The organism is Ruegeria sp. CDSA221, assembly GCF_059611825.1.
The window spans coordinates 30335-41186 of the sequence record NZ_JBXWPK010000018.1; the positions used below are offsets into that span (position 1 = coordinate 30335).

The window sequence follows — 10852 nt, forward strand, 5'->3', positions numbered from 1 at the left end:
TTCTCAGCCAGCCGCAACTGCGGATTTAGCTCTGTCTCTGAAACGTTCAACCGCTGCAACATCGCTTTCGGCCTCAAGCATCAACATCAACGAATGCAACTGCTCTAGGTCGCGCAGTTCTACGTTGACCAGCAGGCGGTAAAAATCCGGTTTGCGATCCACAAATTCTAGGTTCGAGATATTGGCCTTTTTCTCGCCGATCAATGTACAAATGCGACCCAGCACACCTGCGTCATTGCCAATCGTAACATCAATCGTTGCCCCGTAAACAGCCGGGTGAGTTCCCGAGTGCCAGTGCAGATCGACCCAGCGTTTGGGCTCACTCTCGTATTCGCTCAGGCGATCGCAGTCGATTGCATGCACGACAACACCTTTGCCGCGATAAGTGATCCCGACGATCCGTTCACCCGGCAATGGCTGGCAGCAAGGGGCGCGGTCAAACTTCTGCCCCGGCTCAAGACCGATCACGGCCCGGCGCATCGGAATGGCATCACCATCATCCTGCGTCAGTTCCGGGTAGACGGCGCTGACCACATCATGGGCAGTTAGTTCTGCACTGCCCAGGCGCGCCAGCAGCTCATGCCGGTCTTTCAGGCGCAGATGCTTGGCAGCAGTGTCCAGCGCCTTGTCGGTCGCTTTGCGCCCGACATGTTCAAATCCCGATCGCGCGAGTTCTTTGCCCAGCTTGATGAACCGCTCTCGGTCAACCTCGCGCAGGGCGCGACGAATGGCTGTACGGGCTTTGCCGGTGACGGCAATTTCCAACCACGTGACTTGGGGAGTCTGACCGTCAGCTGTTATGATATCCACCGACTGACCGTTTTTGATCCGGGTCCAAAGTGGCACGCGAATACCATCAACCTTGGCCCCTACACAGGCGTGCCCGATGCGCGTGTGGATGGCATAGGCAAAGTCAATCGGCGTCGCACCACGCGGCAGTTTCACCACGTCCCCCTTAGGCGTGAAACAAAAGACCTGGTCCGAATACATCTCGAGCTTGACTGCCTCGAGGAAATCCTCGTGATCCTCTTCGCTGTCGAATTGTTCAGTCAGGTTGGCGATCCACTTAGCCGGGTCGACGGCAAAGGGGTTTTCCGAACGCACGCCATCCCGATAGGACCAGTGCGCGGCCACGCCGGTTTCGGCGACATCATGCATCTGACGGGTGCGGATCTGAACCTCGACCCGCTTGCCGTCACGGCCTGAAACGGTGGTGTGGATCGACCGATAACCGTTCGATTTCGGCTGACTGATATAATCCTTGAACCGCCCCGGCACGGCGCGCCAACGCTGGTGGATCGCGCCAAGGGTTCGATAGCAGTCTTCTTCGCTTTGCGTAATGATGCGGAACCCGTAAATGTCGGACAGACGCGAGAACCCCTGGTCCTTTTCCTGCATCTTACGCCAAATCGAATAGGGTTTCTTGGCACGGCCAAAAACCTCGGCTTCAATCCCGGCCTTTTCAAGTTCGTGCCGCATGTCGCCGGTGATCCGGTGGATCACGTCACCCGTTTCGCGCTGCAGCGTGATGAAGCGGCGGATGATGGACTGTCGGCCTTCAGAGTTGAGAACGCGGAAGGCGAGGTCTTCCAGCTCTTCCCGCATCCATTGCATACCCATACGGCCTGCAAGCGGCGCGTAGATATCCATCGTCTCGCGCGCTTTGACGATCTGCTTTTCGGGCCGCATCGCCTTGATTGTGCGCATATTGTGCAGACGGTCTGCCAGCTTGACCAGAATGACCCGCAAATCCTTGGACATCGCCATAAACAGCTTGCGGAAGTTCTCGGCCTGTTTGGTTTCGCGGCTGGACAGCTGAAGGTTTGTCAGTTTGGTGACCCCATCAACCAGCTTGGCGACTTCTTCGCCAAACAGCTCAGACACTTTGCCGTAATTGGCCTTGGTGTCTTCGATCGTATCGTGCAGCAGCGCCGTGATAATAGTCGCATCATCCAGACGCTGTTCGGTCAGGATGGCGGCAACGGCAACAGGGTGGGTGAAATAGGGCTCGCCAGAATGGCGGAATTGCCCTTCATGCATCTGCTTGCCGAACTCATACGCCTTGGCAATGCGGTCTGCATTCGTTTTTGGATTGTAGTTGCGGACCAGCGCAATCAGGTCTTCAGCAGAAATCATCCGGTCCGCACCTTCATTTGTGGGGATTACCCCTGGCCTTGAGCCTCCATCAGAGCGCGCAGCAGCTTTTCTTCGGACATGTCGTCATCCGCAGGCTTGTCTGTTTCCGCACCCATCAGCAGCGCCATCTGGTCTTCTTCGGGCTCGTCGACCTCGATTTGGGTCTGGTTGGCCTCGATCAGCCGCTCGCGCAGCTCGTCAGCGCTTTGAGTCTCGTCAGCGATCTCACGCAGAGAAACAACCGGGTTTTTGTCGTTGTCACGGTCAACGGTGATCGGACCACCGGCGGAAATCTCGCGCGCACGATGGGCGGCAAGCATCACCAGTTCAAACCGGTTCGGAACCTTGTCTACGCAATCTTCAACCGTCACGCGGGCCATGGGGCGCTCTCCGTTACTGAATCCATGTCAGGAAGAGGTTTATCTAAGGGCGAATCCCTGCCTTGACAAGCAGGAAATGCTGCAAATGCACCAATCATAACGGGGTAACTGCCGCAATATCGCCTGAAGGAAGCCCCGCAAGCATTTCCCTGACGGTCTGATCCAGTATTGGATGCCTCCAGTTCGGGGCAACATCCGCCATGGGAACAAGCACAAACGCACGATCCTGTACCCTTGGGTGCGGCAGGATCAACTGATCCGGCGCCTGCTGTTTCTGATCTTCGGGCGGCAGCGATAACCAGCTTTGAAAAACCTCGCGGTCGGGCAGAACCAGATCATCGTAACAGACCAGGTCCAGATCCAACGTCCGCATTCCCCAGCGCTGAATCCTCTCGCGCCCGTAATCATGTTCAATTCCATGCAATATCTGCAGCAACTCAAAGGGTGACCTTTCAGTCTCGATCAACACGGCCGCATTCACATAGTCCGGCCCCGCGCCTGCAGGAAAACAAGGGGTCGCATAAAAGCGGCTTTCTGCCCGAATCAACAGCCCCTGGCGCAAAATCGCGTCAATGGCATGCCGTAGCGTCAGATGGGGCTCAAAACCTCTCACTTTGAGATTTGCACCGAGGGCAAGCACTGCTTTTGAGGTGGTTTTGCGCATCCTACTCCCTATATTCGGCGAATTGCATACTTGCGATACACCATAAAACCCCTAATTATGGAGATATCAATGCGCTGTATTTTCCCAAGACTCACTCACGTAACACGCAGCGCGCTGATTTGTACCGGAAGGACCTATTTATGTTTTATAAAGACGAACGGCTAGCGCTGTTCATCGACGGCTCGAATCTTTATGCAGCCGCAAAAGCACTGGGGTTTGACATTGACTATAAACTGCTGCGCCAGGAATTCATGCGCCGCGGTAAGATGCTCAGAGCTTTCTATTACACAGCGCTACTTGAAAATGACGAGTATTCGCCCATCCGTCCACTGGTTGATTGGCTGCATTACAATGGCTTCACCATGGTTACGAAACCGGCAAAAGAATACACCGACAGCATGGGGCGTCGGAAAGTCAAAGGTAACATGGATATCGAACTGACCGTCGATGCCATGGAGCTTGCACCACGTGTAGACCATATCGTGCTGTTTTCCGGCGACGGAGATTTCCGCCCGCTGATCGCAAGCCTGCAACGTCAGGGGGTACGCGTTTCTGTGGTGTCGACCATCCGCAGCCAGCCACCCATGATCTCGGACGAATTGCGCCGCCAGGCCGACAACTTCATCGAGCTGGAAGATCTCCGCGACGTGATCGGTCGTCCGCCGCGCGAAATGCCGATGGAACCGCGCACCGTTGCCGCAGGCGGGTAGTAACTGGCCCCAAAGCAAACTCGGTTGAAAATTAGCGCGGTCAGGGGAAACCCTGGCCGCGCTTTTTAAACAAAGATCAGGTGCTGAAAACACCTATTGGCTAGCATTGAACCATGTCGGATCAATGACATTGTCCTGACTGGACCATGGCCGTGAAAAGACTTACCTGTGTCGGTAAGGAGAACGCGACATGACCAAGCCCCCCCTGACCCTCTATCTCGCCGCCCCGCGCGGGTTCTGTGCTGGTGTCGACAGGGCCATAAAGATTGTCGAGATGGCGCTGCAGAAATGGGGCGCCCCGGTTTATGTTCGGCACGAGATTGTCCATAACAAATTCGTGGTCGATGGACTGCGTGCCAAAGGTGCGATCTTTGTCGATGAACTGGAAGACTGCCCCGACGATCGCCCAGTGATATTCTCGGCGCACGGGGTTCCCAAATCGGTACCCGCGACGGCGGCGCAGCGCCAGATGGTCTATGTCGACGCCACCTGCCCGCTGGTCTCCAAAGTCCATGTCGAAGCACAGCGCCACGCCGAAGCCGGGCTGCAGATGATCATGATCGGACATAAGGGCCATCCCGAAACTATCGGAACGATGGGACAGCTACCGGAAGGAGAGGTTTTGCTGGTCGAAACGGTTGCAGACGTTGCAGACGTCCAGGTCCGCGACCCTGACAAACTGGCCTTTGTCACTCAGACGACCCTGTCGGTTGACGATACAAAGGATATCATTGCAGCGCTTCAGACCCGATTTCCATCTATCGTCGGCCCTCACAAAGAAGATATCTGTTACGCCACAACCAACCGGCAAGAAGCAGTCAAGGTTGTGGCCCGGAAGTCAGATGCCCTGCTGGTTGTGGGGGCGCCGAATTCATCTAACTCGCGCCGTTTGGTCGAGGTCGCGGCACGCGCAGGATGCAGCTATGCCCAACTGGTGCAGCGCGCGACCGATATCGATTGGCGCGCCCTCGAAGGTATCTCTTCGATCGCTCTGACAGCAGGCGCTTCTGCCCCCGAGGTTCTGATCAACGAAGTTATCGATGCGTTCCGCCAGCATTATGATGTGACGGTCGAGATGGTCGAAACAGCGACCGAGAATGTCGAATTCAAAGTCCCGCGCGTCCTGCGCCAACCCGCATGAGCGGCATACCAAGGGCGCCGCTGTTTCTGGGGTTGGCCGGGCTGATCCCCTTCATCTGGGGCGCTCTGACCTATCTGAACGACGATCTGAACGACTGGGGCCGACAGGCACTGGGCGCACGTTTTGTCGGTCCGTATATCCAGTTGTATTATGGGGCGATCATCCTCAGCTTTATGTCCGGCGTGCTGTGGGGGTTTTCCAGTAAAACCTCTGGCAGCAAGGCCGCGACCTGTTATGCGCTGTCCACATTACCCGCCCTGTGGGCCTTTCTGAAAACCGGCAGCGGGCCTGTCAGCACTGGCACAAATCTGATGTGGGGGTTTGGCGGGCTACTGGTGTTAGATGCCATCTTTTCGTATTGGCGGCTAACACCGGTCTGGTGGATGCGGTTGCGCATTTTGCTGACCGCAGTCGTATTGGCCTGCCTTGCCGTCGGAGTCTATCTGTGAGCGATCCCAAAACCATCAACGCCTATACCAACAACGTGGCCGAATACCTCAAGGTTCCTCTACCACCGGAGCAGCTGACATCACGTCAGGAATTTGTCGATGCCGTCGGTAAGGGGCATGTGTTGGATCTGGGCTCGGGCCCCGGGTCAGACAGCGCGTTCTTTCTACGCCAGGGCCTGAGCGTGCATGCGCTGGATGCGGCGCCCGCTTTTGTTGACTATGCGCGCGCCAATGGCGTGGACGCGCATCTGGGTACTTTCGACGACGTGACCGAAGTGGCCGCATATGACGGCATCTACGCCAGCTTCTCGCTGCTGCACGCGCCCCGCAAGGATTTCCCACGCCATTTGGTGGCCATCCACCGGGCGCTGAAACCGCAGGGCGTTTTTTTCCTGGGCCTCAAACTGGGCACGGGCGAACATCGCGATCATCTGGATCGCTATTATAGCTACTTCTCGCAGACCGAGATTGAGGAGGCCCTGGCAGATGCCGGCTTTACCATCGACGGGATTAGGACCGGGATCGGCAAAGGTCTGGCGGGTTCTTACGATGGCTTCATTCTGGTGCTGGCCCATGCCTGAACTGTTTGCCTATACTGACGGTGCTTGTTCCGGTAATCCAGGCCCGGGTGGCTGGGGTGTGGTGCTGCGTGCAATGGACGGCGACACCGTCCTGAAACAGCGTGAACTGAGCGGCGGCGAAGCTGAAACCACCAACAACCGAATGGAACTGCTGGCCGCAATCAGCGCGCTTGAAACGCTCGAACGTGCCTCGAAAATCACCGTAATCACTGACAGCGCCTATGTGAAAAACGGCGTCACCGGCTGGATATTCGGTTGGAAAAAGAACGGCTGGAAAACCTCGAACAAAAAACCGGTCAAGAATGTCGACCTGTGGCAACGGCTGGATGAGGCGCAGGTGCGTCATGATGTGACCTGGGAATGGGTCAAGGGCCACGCGGGTCACCCGGAAAACGAAAAAGCCGACGAACTGGCCCGTGCAGGCATGGCCCCGTTCAAGCCCAAGAAGACGCAGCCATGAACGGTTTGGACCTGCTCGATTATGCCTCGGTTCTGGTTTTTGCGCTGACTGGCGCATTGGTCGCCAGTCGCGCGCAGCTTGATCTTGTAGGGTTTGCCTTTATCGCCTGCCTGACTGCCGTTGGCGGCGGCACGGTGCGTGACCTGCTGTTGGATCGGAATCCGGTGTTCTGGGTTGGCCAGCCCAGCTATGTCCTGATGGCCTGCAGTGCGGCGGTGCTTGTGTTCTTTACAGCCCATCTGGTCGAAAGCCGATATAACTGGCTGGTTTGGTTGGACAGTTTCGCCCTGTCCATCGCGGTCGCTGCTGGCACGGGCGTCGCATTATCCTTGGACCAATCCGGCACGATCGTGGTGTTGATGGGTGTCACCACCGGATGCTTTGGCGGCCTGATGCGGGACGTGGTCTGCAACGAAGTTCCGCTGGTGCTGAAACAGGGTGAGCTTTATGTGTCCTGCGCCCTTGCAGGCTCGGTAGCGGCCGTTATTGCCAACCGGATGGGGTTCGAGGAGCTGACCGTGCTTGCCGCATGCGCCCTGATCTGCTGGGCATTGCGGGCAGGATCGCTGCTGTTCGGCTGGAGACTGCCGGTCTACAAAAGCCGCCCGCCACGCAGTCGCCCTTGACCAAGGCTTAGCGGCGCTTATAGGTCTGCCAGATCCAGATCACCAGAAGCGCCCCCAGCACAGCGCCGACAAACCCGGACAACCAGCCCATCATCGTGACCAATGCCCGCAGAAGAAACCCACCAACCAAGGCACCAATGATACCGATCAGCATGGTGGTGGGAATATCTGCCTCGATCCGCATCAGGCGGGTGGCCAGAAAACCCGCAGCGGCGCCGATGACGATCAGGGCGATGACGGGCATGTCACTTCCTCCAATGAGTCGGAACGATGATCAGCGCCCCGATCGAGGACAGCACTGCATCCAGACCGGGCGGGCCAAAGCTGATCCCGAACATGATGCGCACGAAATAGAACAGGAATGCACCACCTACGCAGATGATGATCGACTGCAGAATGCCATTATGGGTAAAGCCGGATTTCTCGGACAGATAGCCGACAATCCCAGCAATAACGACAGTCCCCATCAGGATCATGAACATGGTGGCCTACTCCGATGACAGGCGGGTACCAACGGCAATCGGCCACCCCCGCAGAAAAGTTCCCCTATCCTGCGCCCCTTTACCCGCCCGTTGCAAGCGCAGTAGCTCAATCGCGTCATCGTCACAGGCAACCTTCAGTTGGTCGTCAAGAACCTCTCCTGCAACACCCTGCCCCTCGGCCAATTTGGAACCAAGCAGCTTGATCCGCTCGCCATTCATCTCGGTCCAGGCGCCGGGAAAGGGGGACAGGCCACGGATCTGACGGTCAATTTCGACCGCGGGTCTGGCCCAGTCAACACGCGCCTCAGCCTTGTCGATCTTGGCGGCATAGGTCACGCCGACGTCGGGTTGAGGCTCGGGCGTCAGGTTCGGCAGTTTGGACAGTGCCTCGACGATCAGAGAAGCGCCCATTTCAGACAACCGGTCATGCAACTGCCCTGTGGTCTCCTGCGCACCAATGTCGGTGGCCCGCCGCAACAGGACTGGCCCGGTATCCAGACCAGCCTCCATCTGCATGATGCAAATACCGGTTTGCGCATCACCCGCCATGATCGCCCGATGGATCGGCGCAGCCCCCCGCCAGCGCGGCAACAGGCTTGCATGAATGTTCAGACATCCCTGCGTAGGCGAATCCAGAATCGGTTGTGGCAACAACAGACCATAGGCCACGACGACAGCCACATCCGCATTCAACGCGGCAAAGGCGTCCTGTTCTTCCGCTGATTTCAATGAGACCGGATGCCGAACGGTCAGTCCCAATGCCTCGGCCCGAGCATGAACGGGGGTTGGACGATCCTTTTTGCCTCTGCCCGCTGGGCGCGGAGGCTGGCAGTAGACGGCGGCAACCTCATGCCCCGCATCAATCAGCGCGTCCAGCACCGGAACCGAGAAATCGGGTGTCCCCAAAAAGATCAGCCGCATGCCTACCCCAGCTTTTTAGCTTTGCGCAGCAGAATGTCTCGTTTGACCTTGCTGAGCCTGTCGAAATACATCTGCCCGTTTAGATGGTCGATCTGGTGCTGCACGCTGGTGGCTTCGATCCCGACAAAGTCACGGCGGTCGATGATGCCTTTTTCGTTGAGAAACTTTACCGTCACAGCCCGGGGACGTTTCACATTGGCCGACACGCCAGGCAAGTTTGGGCTGGCTTCTTCATGCTCGCGCAATTCGACGGATCTGTGCAGGATCTCAGGGTTTGCCAGCCGCACAGCCCGCCCCCTCTCGGTCGAGCCATCGACCACCGCCAGCCGGAGCATCACGCCGATCTGCGGTGCGGCAAGGCCGACGCCGGGCATCGCCTCCATTGTGTCGATCATGTCATCCCAGATGGCACGAACCTCGTCAGTAATTTCGGTGATATCTTCGGCTTTAGTCCGCAGACGCTTATCAGGCCATGGCAGGCAGGTACGAACGGTCATTCGCGCGCCTGCTCGCGTTTCAGCTTTTGCATTTTTCGGGTGATCATCTGGCGTTTCATAGGCTTAAGATAATCGATGAACAGCTTCCCGTTCAGGTGGTCAATCTCATGCTGGACACAGGTTGCCCAAAGGCCATCGAATGTTTCCCGCTGCGCGTTACCATCACGATCGATCCAAGCCACGTCCACGACCTTTGGGCGCGTGACTTCGGCGAATTGTTCGGGGATCGAAAGACAACCTTCTTCATAGACATTCGTCTCGTCCGACGATGCGACCACTTCGGGGTTGAACATAATCAGCGGGCGTGGAGCCTCGCCCTCTTCCTTGACACAGTCCATAACGATCAGCCGGTCCAGCATCCCAATCTGAGGCGCTGCCAGCCCGATACCAGGTGCATCATACATCGTCTCAAGCATGTCATCAGCCAGCTGGCGCAATTCGTCCGTCAGATCCACCACAGGAGAGCAGATCTTTTTCAGGCGGGGGTCGGGATGGATCAGTATATTGCGTTTCATGAGGTTGATTTAGGCCATCACGCCCTAAGCCGCAACGCCCCCCTTGCACCTGCCGAATTTGCGGCTAGCTTTCATCCGGACAGATGGAGCAGATATGACATTCAACGACCTGATCGACCGCCGCGGCACTAACAGTTCGAAATGGGACAAGCTTGAAAAGCTGTATGGCCTTTCGCCAGATGACAGTCTGGCAATGTGGACGGCCGATTCCGACTATTCTACGGCGCCTTGTGTGATCGACGCTGTGCGTAACGCGGCGGATCACGGTGTTTTCGGATATTCCTGGATGCACCCGGACTACCTGAATTCCATCCAATGGTGGATGAAGAACCGCCACGGGTGGGAGATCGATTCTGATTGGATTCTGACGTCGCAGGGTCTGGGAAATGCGATTGCGCTCTGCCTCGATGTCTGGACCAGTCCGGGCGACGGAGTGGTCATCTTTACACCCGTCTACCATGAGTTTGCACATAAGGTGAACAAGTCGGGTCGGCGCGTGGTGGAATGCCCCTTGATGCGCGACGGCGACGGCTATGGCCTTGATCTGGAAGACGCGCAATCGCGGCTGGACGGAACCGAGAAGATGCTTTTGTGGTGCTCGCCTCAGAACCCCTCGGGCCGGGTCTGGACGCCAGAAGAATTGCGCGCAGTCGCGGCATTTGCGGAACGGAACAGCCTTATTCTGGTATCGGACGAGATTCACCACGATCTGGTCTATCCCGGCACGACCTTTGTTCCGATGGATGTCGCCGCGCCGGTTGCGCGGCCTTGGACGGTGACACTGACGGCAGCGTCCAAGACCTTCAACATCGCAGGTCAACGGACGGGGAATATGATCATTCCCGACCCGCACCTGCGCGCCGCGATGCGTCGCCGAATCCAGACACTGGATTATGATCCCAGCGCATTGGGAGTCGCAATGATCACCGCTGCCTATTCGACTGAAGGGGCCGCTTGGGTGGATGAACAGATCGCCCATCTTGATAGCAATCGAAAAATCTTTGACGCTGCAATCGCAGAAATCCCTGGCCTGTGGTCAATGCCCCTACAGGCAACCTATTTGGCTTGGATTGATTTCTCGGGCACCGGAATGGACCACGCAGAATTTACCCGACGTCTGCGCGAGGATGCAAAAATCGCCACCTCGCCCGGCCCCGGCTTTGGTGCGGGTGGAGAGACATTCGAGCGGTTCAATCTTGCGACGCAACGCGGGCGTGTCGAAGAGGCCAGCAAACGGCTGAAACACGCGTTTTCCGATCTGCAATAGCGGGATGCCCATCGGCAGACCCG

Annotated in this window: 15 protein-coding genes; 7 read left to right on the top strand and 8 right to left on the bottom strand. The window is 57.3% G+C overall.

The window, feature by feature from the left end; all coding sequences use genetic code 11:
* Positions 1 to 3: 3 nt before the first annotated feature.
* From AC2FJ5_RS19435 to folK, 3 genes are all read right to left on the bottom strand, one after another.
* Positions 4 to 2136 carry a RelA/SpoT family protein gene (locus tag AC2FJ5_RS19435; RefSeq protein WP_496709630.1) on the bottom strand — a complete coding sequence of 711 codons (2133 nt, stop codon included), beginning with the start codon at positions 2134 to 2136 and terminating at the stop codon, positions 4 to 6.
* A gap of 26 nt (positions 2137 to 2162) precedes the next feature.
* Positions 2163 to 2516 carry a DNA-directed RNA polymerase subunit omega gene (gene rpoZ / locus AC2FJ5_RS19440; RefSeq protein WP_142639234.1) on the bottom strand — a complete coding sequence of 118 codons (354 nt, stop codon included), beginning with the start codon at positions 2514 to 2516 and terminating at the stop codon, positions 2163 to 2165.
* Between the two features lie 94 nt (positions 2517 to 2610).
* Complete coding sequence (gene folK / locus AC2FJ5_RS19445; protein ID WP_496702970.1) at positions 2611 to 3180, bottom strand: 2-amino-4-hydroxy-6-hydroxymethyldihydropteridine diphosphokinase; 570 nt, start codon at positions 3178 to 3180, stop codon at positions 2611 to 2613.
* A 140-nt stretch (positions 3181 to 3320) separates the two neighbouring features.
* On the opposite strand from folK, the gene AC2FJ5_RS19450 reads away from it, so the two are divergent.
* From AC2FJ5_RS19450 to AC2FJ5_RS19475, 6 genes are all read left to right on the top strand, one after another.
* On the top strand, positions 3321 to 3890 hold the full coding sequence (locus AC2FJ5_RS19450; protein WP_142639223.1) for a LabA-like NYN domain-containing protein: 570 nt from the start codon (positions 3321 to 3323) through the stop codon (positions 3888 to 3890).
* 190 nt (positions 3891 to 4080) lie between these two features.
* Positions 4081 to 5031 (top strand): 4-hydroxy-3-methylbut-2-enyl diphosphate reductase, encoded by a 951-nt coding sequence (gene ispH, locus AC2FJ5_RS19455; protein ID WP_271951367.1) that lies wholly within the window; start codon positions 4081 to 4083, stop codon positions 5029 to 5031.
* Positions 5028 to 5480: a DUF3429 domain-containing protein gene (locus AC2FJ5_RS19460; protein ID WP_282022242.1), complete on the top strand. Its 453-nt coding sequence runs from the start codon at positions 5028 to 5030 to the stop codon at positions 5478 to 5480. The genes ispH and AC2FJ5_RS19460 overlap by 4 nt, the downstream gene beginning before the upstream one ends.
* Complete coding sequence (locus AC2FJ5_RS19465) at positions 5477 to 6061, top strand: class I SAM-dependent DNA methyltransferase (protein ID WP_496794342.1); 585 nt, start codon at positions 5477 to 5479, stop codon at positions 6059 to 6061. Before AC2FJ5_RS19460 ends, AC2FJ5_RS19465 begins: the two co-directional genes overlap by 4 nt.
* On the top strand, positions 6054 to 6521 hold the full coding sequence (gene rnhA, locus AC2FJ5_RS19470; RefSeq protein WP_496707218.1) for a ribonuclease HI: 468 nt from the start codon (positions 6054 to 6056) through the stop codon (positions 6519 to 6521). The genes AC2FJ5_RS19465 and rnhA overlap by 8 nt, the downstream gene beginning before the upstream one ends.
* The gene (locus tag AC2FJ5_RS19475; RefSeq protein ID WP_496702966.1) at positions 6518 to 7147 is read left to right on the top strand and encodes a trimeric intracellular cation channel family protein; all 630 of its coding nucleotides are present in this window, start codon (positions 6518 to 6520) and stop codon (positions 7145 to 7147) included. Before rnhA ends, AC2FJ5_RS19475 begins: the two co-directional genes overlap by 4 nt.
* Positions 7148 to 7154: 7 nt before the next feature.
* On the opposite strand, the gene AC2FJ5_RS19480 is transcribed toward AC2FJ5_RS19475, so the two are convergent.
* Genes AC2FJ5_RS19480 through def (AC2FJ5_RS19500) form a run of 5 tightly spaced genes read right to left on the bottom strand, consistent with a single transcriptional unit; the run spans position 7155 to position 9562 of the window.
* Entirely contained in the window at positions 7155 to 7391 is a 237-nt protein-coding gene (locus AC2FJ5_RS19480; RefSeq protein ID WP_282022239.1) for a GlsB/YeaQ/YmgE family stress response membrane protein, read from the bottom strand.
* Position 7392: 1 nt separating this feature from the next.
* Positions 7393 to 7629: a hypothetical protein gene (locus AC2FJ5_RS19485; protein WP_282022238.1), complete on the bottom strand. Its 237-nt coding sequence runs from the start codon at positions 7627 to 7629 to the stop codon at positions 7393 to 7395.
* A gap of 6 nt (positions 7630 to 7635) precedes the next feature.
* Entirely contained in the window at positions 7636 to 8550 is a 915-nt protein-coding gene (gene fmt, locus AC2FJ5_RS19490; RefSeq protein WP_496794343.1) for a methionyl-tRNA formyltransferase, read from the bottom strand.
* 2 nt (positions 8551 to 8552) lie between these two features.
* Positions 8553 to 9047 (bottom strand): peptide deformylase, encoded by a 495-nt coding sequence (gene def, locus AC2FJ5_RS19495; protein ID WP_142639212.1) that lies wholly within the window; start codon positions 9045 to 9047, stop codon positions 8553 to 8555.
* Entirely contained in the window at positions 9044 to 9562 is a 519-nt protein-coding gene (gene def, locus AC2FJ5_RS19500) for a peptide deformylase (protein ID WP_271951383.1), read from the bottom strand. Before def (AC2FJ5_RS19500) ends, def (AC2FJ5_RS19495) begins: the two co-directional genes overlap by 4 nt.
* A gap of 94 nt (positions 9563 to 9656) precedes the next feature.
* Between def (AC2FJ5_RS19500) and AC2FJ5_RS19505 the strand changes: the two genes are divergently transcribed.
* A complete protein-coding gene (locus AC2FJ5_RS19505) occupies positions 9657 to 10829 on the top strand; it encodes a MalY/PatB family protein (protein WP_496709622.1) in 1173 nt (390 codons plus the stop codon).
* The last annotated feature ends 23 nt before the right edge of the window (positions 10830 to 10852 follow it).

Bases quoted from the DNA above. Each gene is read 5' to 3' on its own strand.
- AC2FJ5_RS19480 (WP_282022239.1), bottom strand. From the start codon at position 7,391: ATGCCCGTCATCGCCCTGATCGTCATCGGCGCCGCTGCGGGTTTTCTG.
- AC2FJ5_RS19485 (WP_282022238.1), bottom strand. From the start codon at position 7,629: ATGTTCATGATCCTGATGGGGACTGTCGTTATTGCTGGGATTGTCGGC.
- rpoZ (WP_142639234.1), bottom strand. From the start codon at position 2,516: ATGGCCCGCGTGACGGTTGAAGATTGCGTAGACAAGGTTCCGAACCGG.
- def (WP_271951383.1), bottom strand. From the start codon at position 9,562: ATGAAACGCAATATACTGATCCATCCCGACCCCCGCCTGAAAAAGATC.
- folK (WP_496702970.1), bottom strand. From the start codon at position 3,180: ATGCGCAAAACCACCTCAAAAGCAGTGCTTGCCCTCGGTGCAAATCTC.
- AC2FJ5_RS19460 (WP_282022242.1), top strand. From the start codon at position 5,028: ATGAGCGGCATACCAAGGGCGCCGCTGTTTCTGGGGTTGGCCGGGCTG.
- AC2FJ5_RS19475 (WP_496702966.1), top strand. From the start codon at position 6,518: ATGAACGGTTTGGACCTGCTCGATTATGCCTCGGTTCTGGTTTTTGCG.
- ispH (WP_271951367.1), top strand. From the start codon at position 4,081: ATGACCAAGCCCCCCCTGACCCTCTATCTCGCCGCCCCGCGCGGGTTC.
- AC2FJ5_RS19435 (WP_496709630.1), bottom strand. From the start codon at position 2,136: ATGATTTCTGCTGAAGACCTGATTGCGCTGGTCCGCAACTACAATCCA.
- def (WP_142639212.1), bottom strand. From the start codon at position 9,047: ATGACCGTTCGTACCTGCCTGCCATGGCCTGATAAGCGTCTGCGGACT.
- fmt (WP_496794343.1), bottom strand. From the start codon at position 8,550: ATGCGGCTGATCTTTTTGGGGACACCCGATTTCTCGGTTCCGGTGCTG.
- AC2FJ5_RS19450 (WP_142639223.1), top strand. From the start codon at position 3,321: ATGTTTTATAAAGACGAACGGCTAGCGCTGTTCATCGACGGCTCGAAT.
- AC2FJ5_RS19505 (WP_496709622.1), top strand. From the start codon at position 9,657: ATGACATTCAACGACCTGATCGACCGCCGCGGCACTAACAGTTCGAAA.
- rnhA (WP_496707218.1), top strand. From the start codon at position 6,054: ATGCCTGAACTGTTTGCCTATACTGACGGTGCTTGTTCCGGTAATCCA.